Genomic DNA, 25785 nt, shown 5'->3' with positions numbered 1-25785 from the left:
TGGTGGTGTTGGTCCTGACCATCAATACAGCACCCCCCCCCCCGCCGCGCGCCGTGCGGTGTTTGTTTTTTTTGTTTGTGGGGGTGTGGGGGGTGGTGTGTGGGTGGTGGGGGGGGGGGGGGGCGGGGGGGGGGCCCCCCCCCACCCCCCCCACCGGCCGGGGGGGGGTTGGGGGGGGGCGCCCCGGGGGGGGGGCGCCCCCCCCCCCCGCCCCCCACCCCCCCCCCCCCGGGGGGCGGGGGGGGGCGGGGGGGGGGGCCCCCCCCCCCCCCCCCCCCCCCCCCCGCCGGTCGCCGCCCGCAGGGGCGGCGAAACCGTTTACGAGGCGATGAACTCGTTCCACTTGCGAACCATGTACTGGTTCTCGTCCATGACGGCATTCCAGCAGGCGACGGCACCCATGCGGTCCTCGAACGATCCGCCGTCGCGGATCTCCCCGGCCTGCGCCATGACATCGCCGAAGGGGTTGGTGATCGGCTCGGCCGCTTCCTTGCCTTCGAACCAGTAGCCCCACTCGTTCTCGGACATGTGGTCCTTGGAGGTTTCCGGCACCGCCGAGTAGTAGCCCTGGCGCATCAGGAACCCGCCGACCCAGCCGGAGAGGTACCAGTTGATGTATTCGTATGCCGCGTCCAGCTCGAGGCCCGACAGCGACTTCGACAGGCCGATGCCGCCGCCCCAGGACCGGTAGCCTTCCTTCAGCGGCTGGTAGACGCAGGGGATGCCCTTCGACTTCACCGCGGTGATCGCCGGCGACCACATCGACTGGATCACCACCTCTCCCGAGGCCATCAGGTTCACGCTCTCGTCGAAGGACTTCCAGAAGGCGCGGAACTGGCCGTTCTGCTTCGCCTCGGTGAAGATCGCCATGGTCTTGTCGATCTCCTCGCGGGTCATGTTGCCCTTGTCGCCGTACTGGATCTCGCCCATGGCCTCGCAGACCATGGCCATGTCCATGATCCCGATGGAGGAAATGTCGAGGATCGAGGCCTTGCCCTTGAACTCCGGGTTCAGCAGCTCGGCCCAGGTGTCGATGGGACGGCCGATCAGGTCGGGGCGGATGCCCAGCGTGTCGGCGTTGTAGATCGTCGGGATGAGCGTCATCCAGTTGGTCTGCTCGTCCGCAAAATCGGTGCCGTCCGGGCCGGTGGTGAAGCCCACGGTGTGCGGCGCCGTGCCCTGCGCGATCACCGACTCGGGCGTCAGCTTGCCGTCCTTGAAGATGCCGACGATCTTGTCGTAGTTGGCAATCTTCGACACGTCCATCGCCTGCAGGTTGCCGGTCGGCCAGACCTTCTTGCAGATCCAGTACTCGATGTCGGCGATGTCGAAGCTGTCGGGCTGGGTCGCCGCGCGCTGCGTCACGCTGTCGGAATCGAGCGCCGTCATCTCGAGCGTGAAGCCGAGGTCTTCCTTCACCTTCTGCGCCACCTCGTTCAGGTTCGACACGCCGGTGCCGAACTGGCGCAGCGTCACGTCCTTGATGTTCTGCGCCCAGATCATCGGTGCGCCAAGCGTGCTGGCCGCGGCGGCGGCCGTGCCGGTCTTCAGAAGCTGTCGTCTGGAAATGGTCATTCTGTTGGTCTCCCTATTGTCAGGTCAGGCCTGCAGCGGGTGCTGCTGGTCGTTTTCCCAGGTCAGGCCGACAGGCTCGCCCGGGTGTCTTGGTTGCGCGAAGTACAGCGCGTCGGGCAGGAGTGCGGTCACCTCCTGCTCCCCCGCCACGGCGGCGGTGACGTTCACATGTGTGCCCTGGTACTCGACCGCGGTGATCTGCGCGGGCATCCGTCCGGCGCCCGCATCGGTCATGCGCACCGCGTCCGAGCGCACGGCAACCTTGCCCTCGGGCAGAGCGATGACGTTGTGCCCGCCAAGGAAGCGCGCGACGAAGGCGGTCCGCGGCGCGTTGAAGACGTCCCGCGCCGACCCGGCCTGCTCGATGACGGCGTTGTTCATGACAACGATCTCGTCGGCCAGCGCCAGCGCCTCGTCCTGCCCGTGGGTCACGTGGATGAAGGAGATCCCCAGCTCGCGTTGCAGCTTCTTCAGCTCTGCCCGCATGCGGATGCGCAGGAACGGGTCGAGCGCCGAGAGCGGCTCGTCCAGCAGCAGGACCTGCGGGCGGGTGATGAGCGCCCGGGCCAGCGCCACGCGCTGCTGCTGCCCGCCCGACAGTTGATCGGGAAAGCGGTCGGCAAGCCGCGACAGGTCGACAAGCTCCAGCATCTCGCCCGCGCGCTTCAGGCGTTCGGGCCTGTCCACGCCCTTCATCTTCAGGCTGAAGGCGACGTTCTCGGCCACCGAGAGGTGCGGGAACAGCGCGTAGCTCTGGAACATCATCGCGGTGCCGCGCTTTGCCGGCGGCAGGTGGGACACGTCCGTTCCGCCCAGCACGATGGAGCCATCCGACACCGTCTCGTGGCCCGCGATCATCCGCAGGGTCGAGCTCTTGCCGCAGCCCGACGGCCCCAGAAGGCAGGCGTAGGTGCCGGGCGCGAAATGGTGATTGATGGCATCCACCGCCACGGTCTCACCGTAGCGCTTGGTCACGTTCACCAGTTCCAGGTCCTTGCCGGTCGCGCCCATGTCCGTCCCTCGTCCGTTATTGGGTCATCAGTGCGGCGAGACCCTTGATCGGGGAAGCATTCACCCTGTCGGGGACGGGCATTTTCTTTTTCTGCCGCCAAATGAGGCTGACGGAAGAGGGCGCGGATCAGATATTGGGCACAAAGTTGTATACAATCACCATTCCACACCCATACAACACCGGCGAATCTTGAGCACGTTCTCCCGACCTGCGACAACCGAGTCGCCATGAACGCTGAATTCGAGAAAACACCATCGGGCGCGTCTGCCATGCAGCCCCGCCTGCCCCAGTCGGACCGCATAGCCGGTGCGCTGACGCTGGCCATCCACCAGCGGCGGCTGGAACCGGGCACAAAGCTGGGCGAGGACGAGCTGGCAGAGATCTACGGCGTGTCGCGCACGATCATCCGCGCCGCCCTGCAATCGCTCGCGCATCACCAGCTGGTCGAGATCAGGCGCAACCGCGGCGCCTTCGTCGCGCAGCCCTCCACCCGCGAAGCGCACGAGGTCTTCGAGGCACGCGCCCTGCTGGAACCCTTCATGGCCCGGCGCGCGGCGCTTCGCATCACGGATGCGCACCTCGCAACGCTGGAACGGCACATCCACGAAGAGCACGCGGCGCTGGCCGATGGCGACCACGGCAAGGCCCTGCACCTCTCGGGACAGTTCCATATCGAGATCGCCCGCATCGCCGACCATGGCACCATTGCGGATGTCATCACCGCGCTCATCGCCCGGTCGTCGCTGATCATCGCGCTCTACTGGCGCCGCGAAAGCGCCCTGTGCGAGAAACACGCGCATCACGCGTTGCTCGACGCGCTGGAAAAAGGCGATGGCCCGCGGGCGGAGGAGCTGATGAAAAGCCACCTCGTCGACCTGCATTCGCAACTCGACCTGCGCGACCGTCAGGCCTCGTCGCGGTCCCTGAAAGAGGCATTGGCGCCGTGAAGATCAAAGCGATGACCGAGGGCGAGCTGGCGATGGTGCTGGACTGGGCACAGGCAGAGGGCTGGAACCCCGGCCTCGACGACGCCCCGGCCTTCCATGCCGCCGATCCCGGGGGCTTCTTCCTGGCGGAGATCGGAGGCGCCCCGGTGGCGGCGATCTCGGTGGTGAACCACGACGACGCCTACGCCTTCCTCGGGCTCTACATCTGCCGGCCGGAGTACCGCGGACAGGGCTACGGCTTTGCGCTGTGGCAGGCGGCGCTGGCACATGCGGGCGGCAGGACGGTCACACTGGACGGCGTGGCCGAACAGCAGGCGAATTATGCCCGCTCCGGCTTTGTCTTTGCCGGACGCACCCTGCGCCATTGCCTTGAGGCCGTCCCGCAGGGGAACGGCACCGCGCGCCCCGCGCAGGCGGCGGACATGGCTGCGCTGATGCAGATGGACCGCGCCGCCTGCGGACACGCCCGCGACGGCTTTGCCAAGGCGTGGTTCGAGGGGGCGGAGACGCGCCGGACTTGGGTCATCGGTCCCGAAGGGGCACCCGCCGCATTCGCGACCCATCGCCTCTGCCACTCCGGCACGAAGATCGGGCCGCTTCTTGCGCAGACGGAGGCAGAGGTCCGCACCCTGCTCTCCTGCGCGCCGCGCGGGCCGGTGTTCATCGACGTGCCGGAGGGGTCGGCGCTTGAGACTCTGGTCCGCACCATCGGGTTCGAGCCGGTCTTCCAGACCGCGCGGATGCACTGCGGCCCTGCCCCGCAAGGCACAGCGCCCGCCTATTACGCCGTCGCCACGCTGGAGCTTGGCTGACGCTCAGCCCGCCTCCACCGTGAAGGTGATCGGCATGCCCGCCAGTGCGTCGGACAACCGTTCCACATCGCCCGCCGAGGTGGTGATGCGCGTCTCCAGCGTCGGGGAGACGTCGACCTTGGCAACGATGCCCAGCCTCTCGGCGACGGCGGCAATCGCCCAGCGGATCGCCTCCGCCCGGAGCGACGGCTTGAAGATCTTGCCGATGGGTGTCAGCGGCAGCGCCTCGACCACCGCGATGCGTTTCGGCAGCGCCACCGGGTCCTCTATCCGCTGCCCGAGGAAGGCGATCACCGCGGCCTCTGTCACCGTGCCGGTGACGAAGGCGACCGGCAGTTCGCCCGCGTAGGCGTCCGGCATCCCCACGGCAGCGGCATTCGTGACCTCCGGGTGCGCCAGCAGCGCGTCCTCGATCATCTGCGGGTCGATGTTGTGCGCCCCGCGGATGATCATGTCCTTCTTGCGCCCGGTAACGAACAGGCGCCCCTCGGCATCCAGCCGTCCCAGATCGCCCGACACCAGCCAGCCCCCCGGCAGGAAGGTGCCCGCGTTGCGCGACGGATCGGAATAGCCCGCCGCGACGTTCGGTCCGCGCGTGGCGACGATGCCGGTTTCGCCCGTGGGCAGGGGGTGCGCGGGATCTGCCTCACCCTCCGTCTCGCCAAGGATCGCCATTTCGGTGAACGGCAGGCGCAGCCCGCAGGACAGCGGCGTGCGCCCGCCGTGCACCGGCTCAACCGCGATGGCCCCGGCGCTTTCGGTCATCCCGAGGATGTTGCGCACCGGAACTCCCGTGTGGCCTTCGACGGCCTCGGCCAGTTCCGTCGGCAGCGGCGAGCCGCCGGTCAGCAGCCAGCGGAGCGAGGAGATGTCGGCATTCACCGGCCGCGCCCTGAGGGCCGAGAGGACCGTGGGCACCGCCCCGATGACGGTAACCCCGAGCCGCTCCACCTGCCCCCAGATATCCGCCATGAAGGCCGGGTTGCGCATCCCCAGACGACCCGGCGCGACCAGCGTGCCCCCTGCCGACAGAACCGACAGGCCGTAGACGAAGGCGCCGGCGACATGGAACAACGGGAAGCCGTTCACCATCACGTCCGACGGCGACAGATCGTGCATGACCGCGCAGGACCGGGCGACATGCGCCTCGTTCAGTCGGCTGTGACAGACCAGCTTGGGCTGCCCCGTGGTCCCGCCGGTGTGGTAGAAGGCGGCGATGGCACTCTCGTCGCCCGCAGGCGTCACCTCAGGCCCGCCCATGGCGATCAGCGTCTCGAACGTCCCGTCCGAGCCGGGACTGGCGTGATCGGCGTCACAGGCAAAGATCGGCAGGTCCATGCCCTCGGCGCGCAGGGCCGGGACAAGCTGCGCCCAGACCGCCATCTCGTCGCTCATCCCGGCGATCACCACGGCTGCGGCGTTGGACGCGCGGATCAGGGCGGCCACGTGGTCGGGCTTCAGCATCGGGTTGATCGGGCAGGCCCGCCCGGCGACCTGCGCGCCCCAGAGCGCCACCTGCCCCGACACGCTGTGCGGGGTCAGAAGGGCGACGGAGCGGTCGGGCGTGACCCCGTGCTGCCGGAACAGCCGCGCCGCGCCCATGATGCGCCCGGCGAGGTCGGCATAGCTCACCACCTCGTCGCGTGACGGGTCCGCCGCATCATGCAGGTAGCGGATCGCGGTGGCGCCCGGCTGCCGCTCCGCCTGTGCGCGCAGGATATCCCACGGGCTGCGGCGCGGCAGGAAGGCGTCGAGACCATGGGCCTCCAGCGCCTCCAGATCGGCAATCGTCCGGATGCGCCCCTGCCCTGTCATCCCTGCCCCGCCATCAGTTCATGCTGGCCGGCAGCGCCAGCACGATGAATGGAAAGGCGATCAGCAGGGCCAGCCGCAGCACATCCGCCACGACGAACGGCAGCACGCCCTTGAAAATCGTCGTCAGGCTGACCTTCTGCGCGATGGAGTTGATGACATAGACGTTCATCCCCACCGGCGGCGTGATCAGGCCAAGCTCGACGGTCATCACGATGATGATGCCGAACCAGATCGGGTCGAAGCCAAGCTGCTGGATCACCGGAAAGACGATGGGGATCATCAGGATGATCATCGCCATCGCGTCGAGGAAACAGCCCATGACAAGGAACAGGAGCAGGATCAGCAGCAGCGTGCCGTACTTGCCCGCCCCCAGCGTCGTGAGGAAAGAAGTCAGTTCCTGCGGGACCTGCGTGATCGCCAGGAAATAGCCAAAGAGTGTCGCGCCGATCAGCACCACGTAGATCGAGACGGAGGTGCGCAGCGCCTCCACAAGGCTGTCGAGCAGCGTGGTCATGGTCAGCTTGCGCCGGGCCAAACCGATCAGCGCGGTCAGGAGCGCACCGACAGCGGCGGCCTCCGTCGCTGTGACGATGCCGAAGTAGATCGACAGGATGACCGCGACGAACAGCAGACCCACGGCCCAGACGCCCCTCAGCGCGGCCAGCCCTTCGGACAGGGTGAACTTGTCGGCGGCGGGCAGGTCGCGCCCGTACCACAGGCGCACGGTCGCCATGTACATCACCACGGCGAGGATGCCCGGAACGACCCCGGCGATGAACAGCTCGCCGATGTCCGTCTCGGTCATGAAGCCGTAGATCGCCAGCACCACGGAGGGCGGGATCAGGATGCCCACGGTGCCGCCCGCCGCGATGATGCCGGTTGCGGCGGCGTCCGAATAGCCCGCCTGCTTCATCTCCGGGTAGGCGATCTTGGTCATCGTGGCGGCGGTCGCCACCGACGATCCGCAGATCGCCGCAAAGCCGCCGCATGCCCCGACAGAGGCAAGGCCAAGCCCGCCCTTGAACCCGCCCAGCCACGCCCGGCCCGCGCGGAACAGTTCCGACGACATGCCGGAGTTGGTGGCCAGCACCCCCATCAGCACGAAGAACGGGATGAGCGTCAGGTTGAAATCGGTGATGGTGGCGATGGGCGACTGCGACAGCAGGTTCAGCGCGGGACGCCAGCCCACGACACCCGCGAAACCGCCGATGCCGACCAGTCCCATGGCGATGCCGATGGGCACCCGCACGGCCATCAGTCCGAAGAGGGCGACAAAGCCCAGCGTGGCGATCAGTTCACCGCTCATTGTTGCGTTCCCCGACCGTCTGGTCCTTCAGAAGTTGTTCATCGATACCGTCGAATTCGCCCAGGTCGCTGCCGAAGCGCACGATCCGCCAGAGCCGCACGGCCGTGGCGAAGAAGGCCGCGACGGTGCCCAGCCAGATGGCGCCGAAGAACGGCCAGTGCGGCAGGCGCAGGTCCATGGTGGCGTCCCCGCCCGACATCGCAGCCATTGTCCGTTCACCGATCTTCCACACCAGAAGCGCGGTGAAGACCAGCAGCACGAACCAGGCAAAGCCGTTGACGGCCGTCCGTGCGCGCGGCGACAGCGCCTGAGCCAGCAGGTCCACCTTGATGTGGGTGCCGTGCCAGGCGACCGACGCCAGCCCCCAGGCCACGGCGACGCCCAGCACCAGCCGCGACAGGTCGAAGGCATCCGGAACCGGCCGTGCAAAGCCGTAGCGCCCGATGGCAGACGCCACGATCAGGATCGTGACCAGCCCGAGAACGATGCCCGCGATGCGTTCAATGACCGAGATGACCCGGCGGACCGGCCGCCCGGATGGATGACGTTCGTACATGGGGTCTCCGGAGAAAAGGCTTGGCTGGGGCGGGCGCGCAGATGGAGCGCCCTGCCCCGTCAGTCAGGTCAGTAGTCCGCGTCGTACTTCTGCAGCGCGGCCTTGTAGGCCTCGAGGATGGCATCGGCGTCGCCCCCCTTGGCAGAGACGGCCTGCTTCCACTCCTCGACCAGCGGCTGAGCGGCCTCGCGCCACGCCGCGACCTCTTCCTCGGTCGGGGTGTTGAAGGACTGGGTGTCGTCCGCCTTCAGCTTGTCCTTGGCGGCCATGTCGTCCTCGGCCCAGCCCGCCGACACCTTGCCCGACCATTCCGGCGTGCAGTGGGAGTCGATCACGGCCTTGTTCTCGTCCGAGAGGCCCTCGTAGCTGTTCTTGTTCATCACGAGGACCTGTGCGGACAGGTAGAACGGCATGTCGAGGTGAACCGGCACTTCCTCGGTCAGCTTGAAGTCGTACATGGCGCCCCACGGGAAGGTCACGGCCTCCGCGGTGCCCTTGGACAGCGCTTCACGCACTTCCGGCGCGGGCACCTGCACGGGGCCGCCGCCCAGCAGAGAGATGAAGCGCGCGATGGTGGCATGTGCCGGGCGCACGTTCATGCCCTTCACCTGCTCGGGGCTGGTGACCGGCACCTTGGAGTGGAAGGCACCCGGCGCGTGGGAATGCACGAAGCAGACCTTCACGTCGGACATCTCCGTCTCGGCGCCGTTCGCGAGGTACCACTCGTGGATGGCCTTCGTGCCGTTGACGTTGTCGTCGGACATGAACGGCAGTTCGGTGGCAGAGTAGATCGGGAATCGGCCGGCGGTGTAGCCAGGGTTCACCCAAGCGAGATCGACGATGCCCTGCGCGGCCATGTCGTAGTGATCGGGCGCCTTGCCAAGCTGCTGCGCCGGGAAGACCTGGATCGCGATGCGACCCTCGGAGGCTTCCTGCACGGAGGCCACCCACGGGTCGACGCCCTTCGTGGCGGGCGCGATGGTCGGCGGAATCCAGTGCGACAGGCGCAGCGTGACTTCCTGGGCTTGCGCCGAAAGCGGACCCACGACGGCGAGAATCGCGGCAAGCGCGACGGACGTTCTTTTCATGATGTTCCTCCCTTGGGCCGGATTTCCCGTCCGGCCTCATGAAGGAATGCGTATCAAACGAAGGGCGAAAATCAAATAAAATGTTTACGAATGAACGAAACCGGGCGTGATCGGCAGCACCCCTCCGCCGCGTTCCAAGGGTCGCGTCAGGCGCAGGACCATAGCCCGCCAAGGCATTCGCAGTCAGATCGCCAGCCCCTCGGCGTCAAAGGCATGGACCTTGCCGGGCGCGAAGTGCAGGCCCACCGGGTCGCCCGGGCTGCGTGCCGACTCGCCGTCCGTGCGCACGGTGATCCGTCCCGCATCGCCACAGTCGACGATCAGGAAGGTGTCGGCGCCCAGATACTCGATCACATCCACCGTCCCGTCCATGTGCCCGTCGGCGGGTTCCACCAGCGTGATGTGCTCGGGCCTGATGCCGATCTGCGCGGCCCGCGCGCCCTCGTCTATCCCGCGCGCGAGGCTGGCGGAAAAGACGTTCATCTTCGGGCTGCCGATGAACTGCGCGACGAACAGGTTCGCAGGGTGTTCGTACAGCTCCCGCGGGGCACCGATCTGCGCGATCCGCCCGCCTTCCAGCACCACGATCCGGTCGGCCAGCGTCATCGCCTCCACCTGGTCGTGGGTGACATAGATCATCGTGGCGCTCAGCGACTGGTGCAGCTTGGCGATCTCGTACCGCATCTCGACACGCAGCGCGGCGTCGAGGTTCGACAGCGGCTCGTCGAAGAGGAACGCGGTCGGGTCGCGCACGATGGACCGGCCTATGGCCACCCGCTGCCGCTGCCCGCCCGAGAGGTCCTTTGGCCGCCGGTCGAGATAGGCGTCCAGCTTCAGCACATCCGCCGCGTGGTCGACCTTGGCCGCGATCTCCTCCTTCGGCACGCCCGCCGCCTTCAGCGAAAACCCCATGTTGTCGCGCACCGACATGTGCGGATAAAGCGCGTAGCTCTGGAACACCATGGTCAATCCGCGCTGCGAGGGCGCCTCGGCGGTGGCGTCGCGCCCGTCGATCAGGATCTGCCCGCGCGAGGTTTCCTCCAGCCCCGCGATCATCCTGAGCAGGGTCGACTTCCCGCAGCCCGAGGGGCCTACGAAGATGATGAACTCGCCCTCCTCAATGGCGAGGTCCACGCCCTTGATGACCTGCACGTTGCCGAACCATTTCTCGACGGCCTTCAGCTCTATGCTTGCCATGGGAATCCTTTCGCAGTCGGTGAGGCCCAGGCCAGCCAGGTGGCCGCGGTCCAGGTGAAATCGCGCCCGCCCGCCGGCGACGCGTCGCGCGGGTCGAAATACTCGGCAAACCCGCCGGTCGAAATCATGCTCCGCGTGGTGTCACAGAGCGCGGTGGCGCGGCCGTCGTGGCCCGCGTCGCGCAGCCCGAGGGCGATCAGCCAGTTCATCATTGCCCAGACCGGCCCCCGCCAGTAGCGCTTTGGCTCGAACCCCGGCTGCTGCGGGTCCGCCGAAGGCACGCCGTAGGGCAAGACGCCGGCGATCCGGTCAAAGTGGTCCAGCATCCGTTCGGGCCTGACACCCGCATACCAGTTCAGGAAGGACGCGTTGGAGATGACGCCGGAGTGCTTGCCCGCCCGCATGTCGACGGTGTCGTAGGCGCCGATCTCCGCATTCCACAGCCGTTCAGATCCGGCTTCGATGGCGGCGATCCAGCCCTCGATCTCTGCCGTCTCCGCCCCGAACCGCTGTGCCAGGGCCAGGAGGTCCCGGTTGGCGCGCAGCAGGGTGAAGGTCATCGTCGGATCGGCCACCCGGAAGGGAGAGACTTCCCGCAGGTGCGCCTCGTCCCAGCCGCAGTCGTGCCCCCGCTTCACCAGAGTCAGGTAACGGTCGTAATCCCAGCGGCGCGGGCGTTCGTCCTCTGCCACATGGGTGGTGTCGCGCCGGTAGTAGGCGTCGAGGTTGGCGGGCTCGATGGCGGCAAAGGGCGCGTCCCAGTCCGGGGAATTGTCGCGCCCCGTCTCCCAAGGGTGGCTGACGCAGATCGCGCCGTCCTCCCCCCGCCAGTCGAAGAACCAGCGGTGCCAGTCGGTGAGCGGACCGACCATCGCCTTCGCCCGATCCGCGCCCGACGGGTCCAGATCGGCCAGGTACCGGATGAAGGTGGCGGCGATCGGCGGCTGCGATATCCCCGAGGACGGCACAGGACCAACCCCACCCCAGACGTCCGGGCCCGGGAAATACGTGGGCTCCACCTTGTGGAACAGGATGTGCGGAACCATGCCGTTCGGCCACTGTCCAAACAGCAGCGTCTCCACCTCCTGCCAGGCGCGGTCGGTGTCGAAGGTGGCGAACCCCATGGCGGCAAAGACGCTGTCCCAGTTCCACTGGTAGGGATAAAGCCCCGCCGTGGGCACGGTGTACCCGCCCCGGTCGTTGCCCTGCAGGATGCGGCGCGCGGTGGTGTCGAGGTCGGTCATGCCGCCCCCCTCATCCCGGTCACGCACCCCGCACCCCTTATGCCCCGATGCACACCGCTCATCCCTTCACGCTCCCCGCCGTCAGGCCCTTGGTCATGAACCGCTCCAGCCCGAGGAACAGCGCCATGATCGGCACCGTGGCGATCACCGATCCGGCCATCAGGTGCTGGCGCGGGATCTCCGACGAATTGAGCGAGGCGATGCCGCGTGTCAGCGTGAACTTCGATGGATCGTCGAGCAGCATGAAGGCCAGCAGGAACTCGTTCCACGCGATCATGAAGACATAGAGCGACACGGAGGCCAGCGCCGGCAGCGACAGCGGCAGCGTGATCTTCCAGATGACCATCAGCCGCGACAACCCGTCCATCAGCCCCGCCTCCTCGATCTCCGCCGGCAGGCCGCGGAAGTAGCCCTGCAGCATGTAAAGCGCCACGGGAATGGTCGTGACCGGGTAGATCATCACGATCCCGGCGATGGAGTTCCTGAGCCCGGTCATGGAAAAGGCGATGTAGATCGGCAGGGCGAGGACGATCATCGGCACCATGTAGATCAGCAGGATCGAGCGCGAGAACATCGCCCGCCCCGCGAACCTCAGCCGCGCCACGGCGTAGGCGCCAGGAATGGCGAAGGCCAGCGTGATCAGCACCGTCAGCACCGAGATGTAGAACGAGGTCCAGAGATAGCGGCCGAAGTTGAAGTCCCGGATCAGCTCGACGTAGGACCGGAACAGCCCCCAGCCCTGCGACAGGTCGATGGAGAAGTCGAGCGGGTTGGCGATCAGCTCCGCCTGGTTCTTCAGCGAGGTCATCACCATCACGTAGAAGGGAATGACCACGATGGCGGTGAAGAAGACGTAGCCGAACCCCATTAGCGCCCGGATCACCGCCCCCTCGAACTGGTGCCGGGTCAGCGCGCCCGGGGGCAGCCCGTCAAGGTAGCGCACCAGCGGAATGCCCGTGGCCGCCGCCCCGAAGATCAGCGCCGCCGCCCTCAGGCCCATCGCCGTATCATCGCCGAAGCGCAGCGCACCCACCCCCACGGCCGCCAGCATCAGTGCCGCAGCCAGCGCCGCGCCGTCGGTCAGCCAGCGGTTCTGCCAGCGCACGGCCACCAGCCCGGCAATCGCACCCACCAGCACCGCGCCCGAGCCCGAGGGCCGCACGCTTTCTCCGGTGGCAAAGCTCATGACCACGGCCACGGTGATGAAGGCCACCACCGCCCAGAGCGCGCCCAGAAGCGCGCCGGTCACGTATCCGACCCTCAACGCCTTCATGCGCCCGCTCCTTCATCTTGGCAGAAATACCTGAACGGCGCCGCAGGCGCCCGGGGCGCAGCCCCGCCTGTTGCGCAGCTCATAACCCTTCCTCCCGGCTGATGAACTTGAAGAAGAAGACCGAGAAGATCAGCAGGCAGCCGAAGACCACCACCGCCACCGCAGCGCCCGCCCCGATGTTCGACAGGGCAAAGGCCTGCTCGTAGACGTTCACCGTCAGGGTCCGCGTGCCCGCGTTGCCCCCCGTCAGCAGGAAGATGTCGTCGAACTTGTTGAAGGTCCAGATGAAGCGCAGCAGGAACAGCACGCTCAGGATGCCCAGGAGCATCGGCAGCGAGAGATACCAGAACTGCTGGAAGGGCGAGGCCCCGTCCATCTCGGCGGCCTCGTACATGTCGCTGTCGATCGACTGCATCCGCGCGAGGATGAACAGGAAGGACAATGGGAAGTACCGCCAGACCTCGAAGGCGGTGACCATGATCAGCGCCAGCGGCTTCTGCCCGAAGAAGTTGATCGACTGCTCGGTCACGCCCATCTGCACCAGAAGCGCGTTGGCCGAACCCGAGAACGGGTCGAAGAGCAGGATCCACGCAAAGGCGACGGCGATCACCGGCGCCACGTAGGGAAAGAGGTAGAGCCCCCGCAACAGCCCCTGTCCCTTGAACGAATGGTTCAGAAGCTGCGCCGCGAAGAGTCCCATCACCAGCGCACCGATGGTGCCGAAGACGGTGTAGAACAGCGTGACGCCAAAGACCGACAGGAACTCCTCGCCGTCGAAGACGCGGGCGAAGTTCTCCAGCGTGAAATTGCCCGATGTCAGCACCGATTGCGCCCGGCCGGTCATCACCGGGTCGGTCTCTTCGATGTCGGTTTCCTGCGCGAGGAAATCGGCGGAGACGGTCACCGGGATCTCCAGCCGCTCGCTGTAGCCGGCCTCCCAGTCGCCCAGGTCGCAGAAGAAGTCGGCCCCCTCCAGCGTGCAGCGCGGATCGAGGTCGCCGATAACGGTCAGCCCGTCCGGCCATGTGTCGGTCAGTGTGACGCCGGTGATAGACTGGTCCTGAGAGGAATTCCGCAGGCGGTAGCGCACCGTGGCCTCGTCGCCCGCGGCCTCGGGCTTGCCGCGCAGATCCTCGCGGATGACCACCTCGGGCGCCCGCAGGTCGCCCAGTTCCACGGGTTTGAAGCTGATCCAGAACACCGCCAGAAGCGGCAGGACGACCACCGCCGCAACGGCGAAGAGCGTCGGGAACAGGAGCGACCACGCCAGCCGCGCCTCGCGCCGGGCGAGCGGGCCGGTTCCGGTCGGCGGAATCGCCTGTGACATGGCCGTGATCCTCCGTGGCGCAGGCGGGCGGACCACCGGGGCCCGCCCGCCCGTGACGTCATTCGATCTTCGAAAGCTCGTCGTTCATCGCCGCAACGGCGTCGGCCACCTCGATCTGGCCGTCGATGTACTGCCGCACGATCCGGTTGATCGCCTGGCTGTTGATCATCTTCGAGGCCAGCGCCAGCTGCCCCTCGGTCACGCCCCAGCGCTGCGCCACGTCGAGGCCGCTGACGATCTCGTCGATCTTCGACTGGTCGTAGAGGTCCCCGAGCGGCGCCTTCCGGTCGACGCCCACCGGCAGCTCGGCCCATGCCTTCTGGAAGGCAGTCGGGTCGTCGGCGGTGCCGCGGCGGGTCGGGAACTTGCCCTCCGGCGCGATGGCCAGCGTCTGGGTGTAGCCCTGGTCCATGGAGTAGGCGACGAACTCTTCCGCGATGTCGGTATCCGCGTCGGAGGTGATCCCGAAGTACCGCATGTCGCCCCAGGCCGCGCCGTCCGGGTTGGACGGACCGGCAAAGGTCGTCACGATGCCCGTCTTCGACGCCAGCTCGGGCGAGGTCGGGTCGTCGTTGATTGTCGGCGGGGCACTGTCGCGCAGGCCAGCAAGCTCATCGAGGATGAAGGGCGACCAGATGATCATCGCCGCGTTGCCCGAGAAATAGAGCGAGCGCGACTGGTCCCAGTAGAGGTCACCCGGCGGCGAGGCGTCGGCCAGTTTCTTGTAGAACTCCAGCACCTCGGTGGTTTTCGCCTCGTCGAGCGGCGCGAACCCGTCCTCCCCCACCGGCGTCACGCCGTTGGCGAGGAAGACATGCTCCAGCACCTGGCTCATGAAGGGTTCGTCGACCTTGGTGGCGGCAACGAAACCGTACATCTCGGGCGGGTTGTGCAGCTTGTCCAGCGCGGCCTCGACCGCGGCATAGGTGGTCGGCGCCTCCAGCCCTGCCTCGTCGAACAGGTCCTTGCGGTAGAGGATCATCTGCGTCCAGCCGTCCACGGGGACCGCCGCGTAGCCCTCCCCGAAGGCGGCCATCTTCAGGGCACCCTCGGCAAAGGTGTCCTCGCCCAGGTCCTCAATCACGTCGGTCGCGGCCTCGGGGTCGAGGATGCCTTCCTCCGCCCAGGGCAGGGACCATTGCAATGTGTGGTAGATCACGTCCGGCAGGTCGCCCGCCGCGAAGGCCGCCGTCGCCCGTGTGCCGAGGTCGCTCTCTTCGACAGGGATGACCTCGACCTCGTTGCCAGTCGCCTCGGTGAAGTCGGCGGCCATCTGTTCCTGCCGGGCCAGCCGTTCGGGCTGCGTTTCTGTCGTCCAGAACCGTATCGTGTCGGCCTGCGCCGCACCCGCGATTGTCAGCGCAAGCGCCGTCCCGGCCAGCAGCCGGGCTTTGTTCGTCGCCATGGTATCCTCCTGTTGAACACGGGAGGCATCGTGCGGGGCAAGGCGCCCCTCCGGACCCTCTGGCCGGCTTGCCGCGCGGGCACCTCGCGGTGTCCGGCAGCCGTGGCTTTGTGCGCGAAATGCTGCACTGCCACATTTATCACTTCGAAAATCGACAACGATTCCCTCCCCCTGCAAGGTTGAGTTAACGCGCACGACAAGCCAAGTTTAAATAAAAGGCACTTTGTGAACGCCGGTATCCGGCTGTCGGGGCGGTTTCGGACGCCCGGCACCGCTTTCCAGAAGCCAAAAAAGAACCCGGCGCGGGGGGCGCCGGGTTCGGTGTTTCGCAGGCTCGTGGCTCAGGTTCAGTCGCGGAGCGACCCTTCTTCGTCGCCCTGCCGCCGCATGCCGGCCTTGACCCGTGCGCCGATGATCAGCGGGAGGATGAACCCGACGATGGCAACCGTCCAGAGACCGATGGCGAGCGGGCTGTCGATCAGCGTCCACCAGTTGCCGTTGTCGATGGTGATGGCACGGCGCAGGTTGTTCTCCATCGCGTTGCCCAGCAGCGTGCCGAGGATGATGGGCACCAGCGGCACGTCGAACTTGCGCAGCACCCAGCCCATGACGCCGAAGCCGATCATCACCATCAGGTCGAAAGACGACCCGGAGATGCCGTAGATCCCGACAAAGCTGACCATCGCCACGATGGGCATCAGGATGCGCGACGGGATCATCAGCACGCGGGTAAAGATGCCGACCATCGGGATGTTCATCGCCAGCAGCATGAAGTTCGCGATGAAGAGGGCCGCGATCAGGCCCCAGACCACGTCCGGGTTCTGGGTGAACAGCAGCGGTCCGGGCGTGATGTTCAGCGCCAGGAGCACCGCCAGCAGGACCGCGGTCGTGCCGGAACCGGGCACGCCAAGCGCCAGCATCGGCACCAGCGCTCCGCCCGCGGCGGCGTTGTTGCCCGCCTCGGGGGCCGCGACACCGCGCGGGGCGCCCTGGCCGAAGGTGCCTTCCTTGTCGACCAGCCGCTTTTCGAACGAATACGAGATGAACGACCCCAGCGAGGCCCCTGCCCCCGGCAGCACCCCGGCGAGGAAGCCCAGGAACGAGGTCCGCAGCATCGTGGGTATGCACTGCTTGATCATCGACATCGGCGGGTAGAGTTTGCCGATCTTCAGCTTGGTCTCGTCCGCGTCCGCCCCGCCGTGGCGGTGTTCGAGGAAGATGAAGACCTCGGACAGCGCGAACAGGCCCACGATGGCCACGAGGAAATCGAGGCCGTCATAAAGGTGCACCTCGCCGAAGGTGAAGCGCGGCACGCCGGTCTGGGTGTCGACGCCGATCATCGCAAGGCCAAGCCCCAGCGCCGCGGCAAATGCCGACTTCGCCTGGTTGGTGGAGGACACGCCGCCAAGCGTCATGAACGCAAGGGCGAACAGCGCGAAGTACTCTGCCGGGCCGAAGAGCAGCGCGATCTTCACGAGCTGCGGCGCGAGGAAGATCAGGCCCCAGGTCGCAAAGAACGCGCCTACAAAGGAAGCAATCCCCGAAAGCGAGAGAGCTTCACCGGCGAGCCCCTTCTTGGCCATGGGATGCCCGTCGAGACAGGTCATCATCGCCGGTTCGTCGCCGGGAATGTTCAGCAGGATCGACGAGATCCGCCCGCCGTACATCGCGCCGTAGTAGACGGACGTGAGCAGGATCAGCGAGGGCGTGGCGCCCAGGCCAAGGGTAAAGGCCAGCGGGATCAGTATCGCCACGCCGTTCGACGGGCCGAGGCCGGGCAAGGCGCCCATGATCGTGCCGAGGAAACAGCCCAGCAGCGCCAGCAGGATGTTCTGCCACGTCAGTGCGATGGCAAAGCCGTCGGCGAGATTGGAAAAGGTCTCCATGGTTCAGAACCCCCAGGGGCCGCGTGCGAGGGAGAGGCCCAGCACGAGGTGGAAGATGACGTAGATGCCGACCGAAGTGCCGACGCCGGTCAGCACGGCCTCGACCGGGCCGGAGCCAAGGCGCCACGCTAGGTATCCTGCGGCAAAGGCGGTGGCGAGGACGAAGCCCGCGACGGGCAGCAACTCGGCGTAAAGGATCATCACGACGATGGCGGCGCCGATCTCGACCAGGCGGCCAAGCGCGGGCCACTGCGGTTCGGGATCGGGACGGAAGGCTATCACGGCGCTCGAAATGCCGAGGATAGCGGCAATGATCAGGGGGAAGGCCTTGGGACCCACGGCATCGGAGAGAAAGCTTTCCTCGATATACAGCGCCGAAATGGCGAAACCGATGGCGAGGAGAATGCCGAAGACCCCGAAGATGCGATCACTCATGGGGATCTCCAGTTCGGGATGTCAGGGGGTATCGGGTAAGGATCGGGCGCCGCCTCGTGCGGCGGCGCCCTGTAGGAAGCGCGCGGGGGACGCTTACTTGATGATGCCGATTTCCTTGGAGATCGACTGGATCTTGGCCACGGATTCCTCGACGAAGGCCTGGAAGTCAGCACCCTGCAGGTCCAGCGGCGCGAGGCCGTTGGTCTCCATCACGGCTTTCCATTCGTCGGAGGCATAGAGCTCGCCGATCTTGGAAACCCATGCGTCATATGCCTCGTCGGACATGCCGCCCGGGGCGTAGAAGCCGCGCCAGTTGGCACCGATGGCGTCGACGCCCTGCTCTTTCGCGGTCGGCATCTCGGAGAACTCGCCGCCCAGACGCTCGGGCGCGAGGACCGCGATCACCTTGATGTCGCCCGAGTCGACAAAGCCCTTCGCTTCGGAGATGTCGCCGGTGAAGGCCTGGACAGAGCCCGCCAGAAGTTGGGTCACCGCCTCGCCACCGCCGTCGAAGGCGATGTACTTGATCGAACGCACGTCATCGATGCCATAGGCGTTGGCCGCGATCAGGACCTTCAGGTGGTCCCAGCCGCCCACGGCCGAACCGCCCGCAACGGAGATCGTGGTCGGGTTCGCCTTGATCTGGTCGAGCAGCGCGGGGAGCGTGTCGATCTCGGAGTCGGCGGCGACGGCGATCACGCCGTAATCCGCGCCGACCGACGCGAGCCAGCGCACCTGGTCCATTGTGTTGCCCGGATACGCGCCCTGCGCGAGGCGGGTCGCGGTGGCCGAGGATGCCGCGACGATCAGGTCGTTGCTGTCGTTACGCTTGTTAACCACTTCGGCGTAGGCCACGCCACCGCCGCCACCGGCGAGGTTGACGACCTGCATGGTCTTGTCGATCAGGCCAAGGTCCTGCAGCGACTTGCCCACCTGACGGCAGGTGAAGTCCCAGCCACCGCCCGGGTTGGCCGGTGCGATACATTCCGGGTTTTCCTGCGCGCTGGCGGCAAGGGCGGATACGCCCACGAGTGCCGCGGCCACGACGAGCCGGGTTGCTTTGATCATGTCATTTTCCTCCACATTGGCAGCCGCGAGAGGCGGCCGCCCGACATTCCCCGTAGTCACGACTGCCTTTGCAGCCTCCCTCGTTACGGGTTAGACAAAGGACGTAGCGAAGGAAGCTGTCGTGAAGCTGTCAAAGGCCGGAAAGCGGCGCGGAATTCGGCAGAAATGAAAGGGACGTCCCGGACATGCGGGTGCTGATGGTCGAAGACGCCACGGACCTTGCCGAAGGGGTCATCGCGCGCCTGAGCCAGGCCGGCATCGTGGGCGACCATGCCGTCGACCTCGAAGGCGCACGCGACCACCGGGCGGTCCAGACCTACGATGCCGTGATCCTCGACATCAACCTGCCGGATGGCTCCGGACTGGCGCTGCTGCGCGAGATGCGGGCGGGCGGCGACCGGACGCCGGTGCTGATGCTCACGGCGCTCGGGACGGTGGACGACCGGGTCGACGCGCTGGACATCGGCGCCGACGACTACCTCGTGAAACCCTTCGAACAACGCGAACTGGAGGCGCGGCTGCGGGCCATCGTCCGGCGCGAGACGGGGCCGAAGGCCGACCTGATCCAGCTTGCGAACCTCGGTTTCTCTCCGTCCGAGATGACCGCGACCATCGGCGACCGCCGGCTCGACCTGACGCGGCGCGAGGCGACCGTGCTGGCCACATTCCTGCGGCATCCCGGTCAGGTCCTGTCCAAGCAGCGCCTCTACGACTCGCTTTTCGGGTTCGACGACGCGGACGTCGGGATCAACGCCATCGAGTTGTATGTCGCCCGGCTGCGCAAGAAGCTGACCGGCAGCGGCGTGTCGATCTCGACCCAGCGCGGCGTCGGCTATCGGATCGGGACGGATGATTGACCTGCACCACCCGATCCGCAGCCTGACCGGCCGCGTACTGTCCGCGGTCATCCTGCTGCTGCTGCTGGGTGGCATGCTGGTCTCGGTCTGGACGTGGATCAACGGTCGCTCGGCGGCGCGGCAGACCTACGACCGCCTGCTGTTGGGCGCAGCGAACGACATCGCGGAATCGATCCGCATTCAGGACGGCAAGGCGGTGGTTGACTTGCCCGTCTCCGCCTTCGAGCTGCTGGCCCAGGCACCCGACGACCGCATCCACTACGACGTGCGCGGCCCCGACGGGCAAATCGTGACCGGCCTCTCCGACAGGTTCGAACCGTCGGAAAGCTCGGATCGTGCCGCGCTCCTCCAGTTCTTCGACGACCGCATGCAGGGCGAGGCCGCGCGCTTTGTCCGTGTCGTCCGCCGCTTTGCCGAGCGCGACTTTTCCGGCAACGTGTCGGTCACCGTAGGGCAGACGCTCTCGGCACGGCAGGCAATGACCTTGGATCTTGCGCTCGACGCGCTGGTGCCGCTGGCCTTTGCCGGGATCGCGCTGCTGGTCATCGCCTGGTTTGCCGTCCGCTCGGCCGTGCGGCCGCTGGAGGCACTGGCCTCCGACCTCGCGCGCCGCGACCCCTACGACCTGACGCCGATGCCGGTAGAGGGGCGTCCGCAGGAACTGCGCGTGATGCTGGAGTCCCTCAACCGTTTCATGCAGCGCCTCGACAAGCAGATCGACGGGATGCGCAACCTGATCTCGGACACGGCGCACCAGTTGCGCACGCCCGTCGCCGCGATCCGGGTGCAGGCAGAGACCATGGCGGGCGACGGCACACCGCCCAGCCGTCCGCTTGGCATGCTGCTGGCGCGGACGCGGTCGCTGGGCGACCTGCTGGACCAACTGTTGTCCCGGGCCATGGTCATCCACCGCGGCGACAGCGTGCCCCGCGTGGCCTTCGACCTGCGCGAGGTGGCGCTGGACCTGATCGAGCGGCGCGACCACGAACTTCTCTCCCCGGGGGCGGAGGTCCGGCTGGCCATCGGAGAGGACCCCGTCATCGCCGTGGCGGACCCTTTTTCCGTGGGTCAGGCGGCGAAGAACCTCCTGTCGAACGCGCTGAAACATGGCAAGCCGCCAGTCACCGTCGGCACCGAACTCAGCGGGGCAGAGGCCGTGATCTGGGTGGAAGACACCGGCACCGGCCCGCACGAAGCGGTCATCGCCTCCCTCGGCGCGCGGTTCGAACGGACCAAGACATCGCGGGAGGACAGCGTGGGTCTGGGGCTTTCCATCGTGGCTGCCGTGGCGACGGCCTCCGGCGGGCGGGTGGACATGAATCGCACCGATCAAGGGTTCCGCGTGGCGCTTGTCCTGCCCGCAGACGACACCGCGCGGGAGGATCCGGCATGACGCGCTTGCTCTGCCTCATCCTGATGTGCGCGCTGTTCCCCCGGGCCGCGGCCGCTCAGGAAGACCGGACCACCTTCGGCACCGGGGCAAGCCGTCTGGACGTCCGGTCGACGACGGACATCGACATCATCCGGCCTGTGATGGAGCGGTTCGTCGAGGCCAATCCCGATCTGTCGGTGAACTACGAACAGTGGGGCTCCAACAACCTGTTCCGCAACAGCCGCGACGCCTGCGCGGGCAAGATCCCCGCCGCAGATGCGGTCCTGTCCTCCGGCGTGCATCAGCTTGTCTGGCTGGTGAACGCCGCCTGCGGACACACCTATCGGTCAGAGAGCACCGCCGCCCTGCCCGCCTCCCGCCGGTGGCGCGACGAGCTTTGGGGCATCACCGAGGAACCGGCGGTCATCATCTACAACCTCGACGCGTTCAAGGGGGACGACGTGCCGCGCAGCCGGTTCGCCCTGCTCGACATGATGCGCAACCGCCCCGACCTCCTGCAGCGACGCATCGCGACCTACGACATCGCGGCCTCAGGGCTTGGCTATCTCTTCGCCCATGCCGACAGCCTCGAGGCCACGACCTTCGGCGCCATGCTCGAAGGGTTCGCCCGCGTGCAGGCGGTGGCCACCTGCTGCTCGTCCGAGATCATCGACGCTGTGGCGGAGGGGCGGTTCCTGATCGCCTACAACGTCCTCGGGTCCTACGTCGCAAGCGACAGTACGCCCAACGTGGGCGTGATCCAGCCGGAGGATTACACCCTGATCCTGTCGCGCGGTTTCATGATCCCGCGCACCGCGCCCAACAAGGCCGCCGCCGTGCGTCTGCTGGACTTCCTGCTGTCGCCGCAGGCGCGCGACGCCCTGCGCGCCGCCGGGCTGGTGATGGAGCATGACCCGTCCGAGACCGCGCTGCTGCAAAGCGCCCGCCGCCCGATCCCCCTGTCGCCGCCGCTGCTGGTGGCGCTGGACCAGCAGCGGCGCGAGACCCTGCTGTCGCTCTGGCAGGGCGCGTTCAACCTCGGCGTTCTGCCATAGGAAAAGGGCGGCCCCTGGACCGCCCTTCCCTGTCGTGTCCGCCGCAGTCAGTGGCCGATGATCTGGCTCAGGAACTGCTTGGTGCGTTCGCTCTGCGGGTTGTTGAAGAAGCGCGTGGGTTCGTTCTGTTCGACGATCTGGCCGTCGGCCATGAAGATCACACGGTTCGCCACCGCCTGCGCAAAGCCCATCTCGTGGGTCACGCAGAGCATGGTCATCCCCTCCTCGGCCAGTTCGATCATGGTGTCGAGCACCTCCTTGATCATCTCCGGGTCGAGCGCCGAGGTCGGTTCGTCGAACAGCATGATGCGCGGCTTCATGCAGAGCGAGCGGGCGATGGCCACACGCTGCTGCTGACCGCCCGAAAGCTGCCCGGGGTACTTGCCCGCCTGATCGGGGATCTTGACCTTGTGCAGGAAGTGCATCGCGGTCTCGATGGCCTCTTTCTTCGGCGTCTTGCGGACATGGATCGGGGCCAGCGTGCAGTTCTCGAGGATCGTCAGATGCGGGAAGAGGTTGAAGTGCTGAAAGCACATGCCGACCTCGGACCGGATCTTGTCGATGTTCTTGAGATCGGACGTCAGCCGCGTGCCGTCCACCACGATGGAGCCCTTCTGGTGTTCCTCCAGCGCGTTGATGCAGCGGATCAGCGTGGACTTGCCGGACCCGGAGGGCCCGCAGATCACGATCCGCTCGCCGCGGAAGACCGTCAGGTCGATGTCGCGCAGGACGTGGAACTGGCCGTACCACTTGTTCATGCCGCGGATTTCGATGGCCACCTCGTCGGAGACTTCCAGCTTCCTGGCCGCCGGGGCCTCCATTGTCATTGGTTCTGTCATGATGTGTTCCTCAGCGGTTCGAGCGGTCGAGCTTGCGTTCCATGTGGACCGAGTACCGGGACATGCCGAAGCAGAAGACCCAGTAGATCAGCGCGATGGTGAGATAGCCGGTATAGGCCGTCGTGGGCGTGGACCATTCGGGGTCCTTCAGGGTGTTGTTCAGGATGCCCAGCAGGTCGAAGATCGAGATGATCAGAACCAGCGTGGTGTCCTTGAACAGGCCGATGAAGGTGTTCACGATCCCCGGGATCACCGTGGTCAGCGCCTGCGGCATGATGATCAGCCGCATCTGCTGCCAGAAACTCAGCCCCAGCGACATGCCGCCTTCGTACTGGCCCTTCGGAATGGCCTGAAGACCGCCCCGGATGACCTCTGCCATGTAGGCGGAGGCAAACAGCACCACGCCGATCATGGCGCGCAGCAGCTTGTTGAAGTCCACTCCCGGTTCGAGGAAGTAGGGCAGCATCGCCGAGGCGAAGAACAGCACCGAGATCAGCGGGATGCCCCGCACCACCTCGATGAAGATCACCGAGGTGTACTTGATGATCGGTGCGTTCGACCGCCGACCAAGTGCCAGCAGCATCCCCACCGGCAGCGAGATCACGATGCCGAAGATCGCCACCACCAGCGTGATGGTCAGGCCGCCCCACTTGTTGGTCTCGACCACTTCGGTGCCGAGCGCCAGGTCGATGGCCATTGTCACCAGCGGCAAGCCGCCCCAAAGCGCCAGCCCGCTCGCCGCGATCAGCAGCGCCGGAGCAAAGGCCGACCCCACGTCCCCGAAGCGTCCGGAATTGGCCAGCCACCATGCGGCGAAGATCACCGCCGCCAGCACCAGCGGGAACCATGCACCGGCAAAGATGTGGCCGAGGTCGCCGTCTTCCTCGACCGGCATGCCGTTGAGCAGGACGAAGGCGAGGACCGGAAACCCGGTCAGCATGAAGGCCGCCACCTTGCCGCGATGCGGCAGCGGGAAGATCAGCCACGCGATGCCGACCGCGAGGATCAGCATCGACAGCTTCACCCGCCAGACGTTCTCCTCCGGGTAGAAGCCGAACATGAACTGGTACCACTTCGCCTGGACGAACGGCCAGCAGGCCCCGGTCGGGTTGACGAAGCAGGCCTCGCGCTTCAGCCCCTCCGGGTCGGAGAAGGTCGCGTTGAAGACGGCGAAGTCCAGCAGCGTCCATGTCATCCACACCAGCGAATACGCGGCGAAGACGGTGATCAGGATCATCATGACCGAGCCCACGGCCTTGCCGGGGCTGGTGAAGTCCGACATCGAGGCGAAGATGTTCCGCCACAGCCAGCCGCGAAGACCGACCTCGGTCGGCGGAGCAGGCAGAACGGGCGCTTCGTGGGTGCGGACCCAGTGATCTGTTTCGTGTTCTTGCATCAGATCGTCCCCCTTACCGTTCGACCAGCGCGACGCGGTTGTTGAACCAGTTCATGAAGGCCGACGTCAGCAGCGAGATCGTGAGGTACACGAGGATCACCACGGCGATAATCTCGATCGCGCGTCCCACCTGGTTCAGGATCGTTCCCGCGAAGGCTGCGACCAGTTCCGGGTAGCCGATGGCGGCCGCCAGAGAGCTGTTCTTGGTCAGGTTCAGGTACTGGGAGGTCAGCGGCGGCACGATCACGCGGAACGCCTGCGGCAGAACCACCTTGCGCATCGTCAGACCGTCCGGCAGACCCAGCGCGCCTGCGGCCTCGGACTGGCCCTCCGGCACGGCCTGGATCCCGGCGCGGACGATTTCCGCGATGAAGGCCGCCGTATAGGTGAAGAGCGCGAGGAAGAGCGCCATGAACTCCGGCGCAATGTAGCTGCCGACACCCATCTCGAAGCCCTGGCGGAAGATCGGCCCCTCGGTCACGTAGTTCGGCCACTCGATGGTGACCGGGCGCCCGGAGACCAGGTAGACCAGCGTCGGGACGACGACGATCAGGCCCAGCGTCACAAGGAGGACCGGGGACGGCTGACCCGTCTTGTCCTGCCTCTTCTTGGCCCATCTGGCGTAGGCCCAGGCCCCGACGCATGCGGCGATGAAGGCCAGCAGCGTGAAGATGAACCCGTCCTCGACGATGGGGAACGGACCGTAGATGCCCTTCGCGTCGAACTGGAGCAGGCCGGGCACGAGCGTGTAGTAGACGCCGCGCTCGGAGGGCGCCACGATCCGCATCACCGCCGTCCAGAAGAAGATCTGGAGCAGCAGAGGCACGTTGCGCAGAAGCTCGATGTAGACGGTGGCAAAGCCGCGCAGCACGAAGTTGCTCGACAGCCGGAAGATCCCGAGCAGGAAGCCCCAGATCGTCGCAAAGAAGATGCCGGCAATCGCCACGATCAGCGTGTTGGCGATGGACAGGAGGAACACGTCGAAGATCGTGCTCTGCCCCGGTTCGTAATCCAGAAGCCAAGTCCCGAAGGTGGTCAGGATCTGGATATCGGACGGCCTGTCGAAGAAGTCGAAGCCGAATTCCTTGTTCTGATCGGCCAGGTTCTGCGCGGCGTTCTGCAGCGCGAGCCAGATCAGCCCGATGATGATGAGGGCGAGCACGCCCTGGAAGAAAAGCGATCTCGCGCGGCTGTCGAAGACCAGCGCCGCAAGACCCCTGCGTTCCTCTGTCCCCTGCTGGCCGTCGCTGTCGGTCACAGATGTCATGGATGTTCCCCGCTTGTTTTATTGGAAAAGGGGCAGAGGCATGCCTCCGCCCC

Annotated in this window: 22 protein-coding genes; 5 read left to right on the top strand and 17 right to left on the bottom strand. The window is 66.6% G+C overall.

Annotated elements, in window-relative coordinates; genetic code table 11:
- Positions 1 to 318: 318 nt before the first annotated feature.
- A complete protein-coding gene (locus ACU0DV_RS02185) occupies positions 319 to 1575 on the bottom strand; it encodes an ABC transporter substrate-binding protein (RefSeq protein ID WP_283982804.1) in 1257 nt (418 codons plus the stop codon).
- 24 nt (positions 1576 to 1599) lie between these two features.
- Entirely contained in the window at positions 1600 to 2586 is a 987-nt protein-coding gene (locus ACU0DV_RS02180; protein WP_100927286.1) for an ABC transporter ATP-binding protein, read from the bottom strand.
- Between the two features lie 270 nt (positions 2587 to 2856).
- On the opposite strand from ACU0DV_RS02180, the gene ACU0DV_RS02175 reads away from it, so the two are divergent.
- Together ACU0DV_RS02175 and ACU0DV_RS02170 are read left to right on the top strand one after the other, a co-directional pair.
- A complete protein-coding gene (locus ACU0DV_RS02175) occupies positions 2857 to 3534 on the top strand; it encodes a GntR family transcriptional regulator (protein ID WP_370312396.1) in 678 nt (225 codons plus the stop codon).
- Complete coding sequence (locus ACU0DV_RS02170; protein ID WP_446241991.1) at positions 3531 to 4346, top strand: GNAT family N-acetyltransferase; 816 nt, start codon at positions 3531 to 3533, stop codon at positions 4344 to 4346. Before ACU0DV_RS02175 ends, ACU0DV_RS02170 begins: the two co-directional genes overlap by 4 nt.
- Before the next feature lie 3 nt (positions 4347 to 4349).
- Here the strand turns inward: ACU0DV_RS02170 and ACU0DV_RS02165 are convergent, their stop codons facing one another.
- The 12 genes from ACU0DV_RS02165 to ACU0DV_RS02110 all read right to left on the bottom strand — a co-directional run bounded on the left by ACU0DV_RS02165 (position 4350) and on the right by ACU0DV_RS02110 (position 18946).
- A complete protein-coding gene (locus ACU0DV_RS02165; RefSeq protein WP_446241992.1) occupies positions 4350 to 6161 on the bottom strand; it encodes an AMP-binding protein in 1812 nt (603 codons plus the stop codon).
- Between the two features lie 13 nt (positions 6162 to 6174).
- Entirely contained in the window at positions 6175 to 7467 is a 1293-nt protein-coding gene (locus ACU0DV_RS02160) for a TRAP transporter large permease (RefSeq protein ID WP_100927290.1), read from the bottom strand.
- Entirely contained in the window at positions 7457 to 8023 is a 567-nt protein-coding gene (locus tag ACU0DV_RS02155; protein WP_446241993.1) for a TRAP transporter small permease, read from the bottom strand. Before ACU0DV_RS02155 ends, ACU0DV_RS02160 begins: the two co-directional genes overlap by 11 nt.
- A gap of 68 nt (positions 8024 to 8091) precedes the next feature.
- Complete coding sequence (locus ACU0DV_RS02150; RefSeq protein ID WP_100927292.1) at positions 8092 to 9111, bottom strand: TRAP transporter substrate-binding protein; 1020 nt, start codon at positions 9109 to 9111, stop codon at positions 8092 to 8094.
- A 183-nt stretch (positions 9112 to 9294) separates the two neighbouring features.
- Positions 9295 to 10308, bottom strand: coding sequence for an ABC transporter ATP-binding protein (locus ACU0DV_RS02145; RefSeq protein WP_446241994.1), 1014 nt, complete (start codon positions 10306 to 10308; stop codon positions 9295 to 9297).
- Positions 10296 to 11552 carry an MGH1-like glycoside hydrolase domain-containing protein gene (locus ACU0DV_RS02140; protein WP_446241995.1) on the bottom strand — a complete coding sequence of 419 codons (1257 nt, stop codon included), beginning with the start codon at positions 11550 to 11552 and terminating at the stop codon, positions 10296 to 10298. Before ACU0DV_RS02140 ends, ACU0DV_RS02145 begins: the two co-directional genes overlap by 13 nt.
- A 58-nt stretch (positions 11553 to 11610) precedes the next feature.
- Positions 11611 to 12825 carry a carbohydrate ABC transporter permease gene (locus ACU0DV_RS02135; protein ID WP_446241996.1) on the bottom strand — a complete coding sequence of 405 codons (1215 nt, stop codon included), beginning with the start codon at positions 12823 to 12825 and terminating at the stop codon, positions 11611 to 11613.
- Between the two features lie 79 nt (positions 12826 to 12904).
- A complete protein-coding gene (locus tag ACU0DV_RS02130; RefSeq protein ID WP_446241997.1) occupies positions 12905 to 14152 on the bottom strand; it encodes an ABC transporter permease subunit in 1248 nt (415 codons plus the stop codon).
- A 58-nt stretch (positions 14153 to 14210) separates the two neighbouring features.
- Positions 14211 to 15557, bottom strand: coding sequence for an ABC transporter substrate-binding protein (locus ACU0DV_RS02125; protein ID WP_100927297.1), 1347 nt, complete (start codon positions 15555 to 15557; stop codon positions 14211 to 14213).
- A gap of 347 nt (positions 15558 to 15904) precedes the next feature.
- Entirely contained in the window at positions 15905 to 17443 is a 1539-nt protein-coding gene (locus ACU0DV_RS02120; RefSeq protein WP_446273469.1) for a tripartite tricarboxylate transporter permease, read from the bottom strand.
- Between the two features lie 3 nt (positions 17444 to 17446).
- On the bottom strand, positions 17447 to 17878 hold the full coding sequence (locus tag ACU0DV_RS02115) for a tripartite tricarboxylate transporter TctB family protein (RefSeq protein ID WP_100927299.1): 432 nt from the start codon (positions 17876 to 17878) through the stop codon (positions 17447 to 17449).
- Positions 17879 to 17971: 93 nt separating this feature from the next.
- Positions 17972 to 18946, bottom strand: coding sequence for a Bug family tripartite tricarboxylate transporter substrate binding protein (locus ACU0DV_RS02110; protein ID WP_446241998.1), 975 nt, complete (start codon positions 18944 to 18946; stop codon positions 17972 to 17974).
- Between the two features lie 185 nt (positions 18947 to 19131).
- Here ACU0DV_RS02110 and ACU0DV_RS02105 point away from each other — a divergent pair, with 185 nt between their 5' ends.
- The 3 genes from ACU0DV_RS02105 to ACU0DV_RS02095 are packed head-to-tail and all read left to right on the top strand — an operon-like array spanning position 19132 to position 22230.
- A complete protein-coding gene (locus ACU0DV_RS02105) occupies positions 19132 to 19803 on the top strand; it encodes a response regulator transcription factor (protein ID WP_283982796.1) in 672 nt (223 codons plus the stop codon).
- Entirely contained in the window at positions 19796 to 21196 is a 1401-nt protein-coding gene (locus tag ACU0DV_RS02100) for a sensor histidine kinase (RefSeq protein ID WP_446241999.1), read from the top strand. Before ACU0DV_RS02105 ends, ACU0DV_RS02100 begins: the two co-directional genes overlap by 8 nt.
- Positions 21193 to 22230 carry an ABC transporter substrate-binding protein gene (locus ACU0DV_RS02095; protein ID WP_446242000.1) on the top strand — a complete coding sequence of 346 codons (1038 nt, stop codon included), beginning with the start codon at positions 21193 to 21195 and terminating at the stop codon, positions 22228 to 22230. The genes ACU0DV_RS02100 and ACU0DV_RS02095 overlap by 4 nt, the downstream gene beginning before the upstream one ends.
- A gap of 47 nt (positions 22231 to 22277) precedes the next feature.
- On the opposite strand, the gene ACU0DV_RS02090 is transcribed toward ACU0DV_RS02095, so the two are convergent.
- The 3 genes from ACU0DV_RS02090 to ACU0DV_RS02080 are packed head-to-tail and all read right to left on the bottom strand — an operon-like array spanning position 22278 to position 25732.
- Positions 22278 to 23069, bottom strand: coding sequence for an amino acid ABC transporter ATP-binding protein (locus tag ACU0DV_RS02090; RefSeq protein ID WP_283982793.1), 792 nt, complete (start codon positions 23067 to 23069; stop codon positions 22278 to 22280).
- Between the two features lie 10 nt (positions 23070 to 23079).
- Complete coding sequence (locus ACU0DV_RS02085) at positions 23080 to 24465, bottom strand: amino acid ABC transporter permease (RefSeq protein ID WP_446242001.1); 1386 nt, start codon at positions 24463 to 24465, stop codon at positions 23080 to 23082.
- A 13-nt stretch (positions 24466 to 24478) separates the two neighbouring features.
- Positions 24479 to 25732: an amino acid ABC transporter permease gene (locus ACU0DV_RS02080; RefSeq protein ID WP_446242002.1), complete on the bottom strand. Its 1254-nt coding sequence runs from the start codon at positions 25730 to 25732 to the stop codon at positions 24479 to 24481.
- Between the last annotated feature and the right edge of the window lie 53 nt (positions 25733 to 25785).

The sequence above is a fragment of the Sagittula sp. genome, assembly GCF_052825245.1.
The sequence above is the reverse complement of the archived record's forward strand: the minus strand, read 5'-3'. Positions and strand labels throughout refer to the sequence as shown.

What these genes read in the sequence shown, in the direction of transcription:
- ACU0DV_RS02110 (WP_446241998.1), bottom strand. Translation starts at nt 18,946, where the DNA reads ATGATCAAAGCAACCCGGCTCGTCGTGGCCGCGGCACTCGTGGGCGTA.
- ACU0DV_RS02130 (WP_446241997.1), bottom strand. Translation starts at nt 14,152, where the DNA reads ATGTCACAGGCGATTCCGCCGACCGGAACCGGCCCGCTCGCCCGGCGC.
- ACU0DV_RS02090 (WP_283982793.1), bottom strand. Translation starts at nt 23,069, where the DNA reads ATGACAGAACCAATGACAATGGAGGCCCCGGCGGCCAGGAAGCTGGAA.
- ACU0DV_RS02150 (WP_100927292.1), bottom strand. Translation starts at nt 9,111, where the DNA reads ATGAAAAGAACGTCCGTCGCGCTTGCCGCGATTCTCGCCGTCGTGGGT.
- ACU0DV_RS02135 (WP_446241996.1), bottom strand. Translation starts at nt 12,825, where the DNA reads ATGAAGGCGTTGAGGGTCGGATACGTGACCGGCGCGCTTCTGGGCGCG.
- ACU0DV_RS02120 (WP_446273469.1), bottom strand. Translation starts at nt 17,443, where the DNA reads ATGGAGACCTTTTCCAATCTCGCCGACGGCTTTGCCATCGCACTGACG.
- ACU0DV_RS02115 (WP_100927299.1), bottom strand. Translation starts at nt 17,878, where the DNA reads ATGAGTGATCGCATCTTCGGGGTCTTCGGCATTCTCCTCGCCATCGGT.
- ACU0DV_RS02100 (WP_446241999.1), top strand. Translation starts at nt 19,796, where the DNA reads ATGATTGACCTGCACCACCCGATCCGCAGCCTGACCGGCCGCGTACTG.
- ACU0DV_RS02180 (WP_100927286.1), bottom strand. Translation starts at nt 2,586, where the DNA reads ATGGGCGCGACCGGCAAGGACCTGGAACTGGTGAACGTGACCAAGCGC.
- ACU0DV_RS02095 (WP_446242000.1), top strand. Translation starts at nt 21,193, where the DNA reads ATGACGCGCTTGCTCTGCCTCATCCTGATGTGCGCGCTGTTCCCCCGG.
- ACU0DV_RS02105 (WP_283982796.1), top strand. Translation starts at nt 19,132, where the DNA reads ATGCGGGTGCTGATGGTCGAAGACGCCACGGACCTTGCCGAAGGGGTC.
- ACU0DV_RS02140 (WP_446241995.1), bottom strand. Translation starts at nt 11,552, where the DNA reads ATGACCGACCTCGACACCACCGCGCGCCGCATCCTGCAGGGCAACGAC.
- ACU0DV_RS02145 (WP_446241994.1), bottom strand. Translation starts at nt 10,308, where the DNA reads ATGGCAAGCATAGAGCTGAAGGCCGTCGAGAAATGGTTCGGCAACGTG.
- ACU0DV_RS02080 (WP_446242002.1), bottom strand. Translation starts at nt 25,732, where the DNA reads ATGACATCTGTGACCGACAGCGACGGCCAGCAGGGGACAGAGGAACGC.
- ACU0DV_RS02085 (WP_446242001.1), bottom strand. Translation starts at nt 24,465, where the DNA reads ATGCAAGAACACGAAACAGATCACTGGGTCCGCACCCACGAAGCGCCC.
- ACU0DV_RS02160 (WP_100927290.1), bottom strand. Translation starts at nt 7,467, where the DNA reads ATGAGCGGTGAACTGATCGCCACGCTGGGCTTTGTCGCCCTCTTCGGA.
- ACU0DV_RS02175 (WP_370312396.1), top strand. Translation starts at nt 2,857, where the DNA reads ATGCAGCCCCGCCTGCCCCAGTCGGACCGCATAGCCGGTGCGCTGACG.
- ACU0DV_RS02165 (WP_446241992.1), bottom strand. Translation starts at nt 6,161, where the DNA reads ATGACAGGGCAGGGGCGCATCCGGACGATTGCCGATCTGGAGGCGCTG.
- ACU0DV_RS02125 (WP_100927297.1), bottom strand. Translation starts at nt 15,557, where the DNA reads ATGGCGACGAACAAAGCCCGGCTGCTGGCCGGGACGGCGCTTGCGCTG.
- ACU0DV_RS02185 (WP_283982804.1), bottom strand. Translation starts at nt 1,575, where the DNA reads ATGACCATTTCCAGACGACAGCTTCTGAAGACCGGCACGGCCGCCGCC.
- ACU0DV_RS02155 (WP_446241993.1), bottom strand. Translation starts at nt 8,023, where the DNA reads ATGTACGAACGTCATCCATCCGGGCGGCCGGTCCGCCGGGTCATCTCG.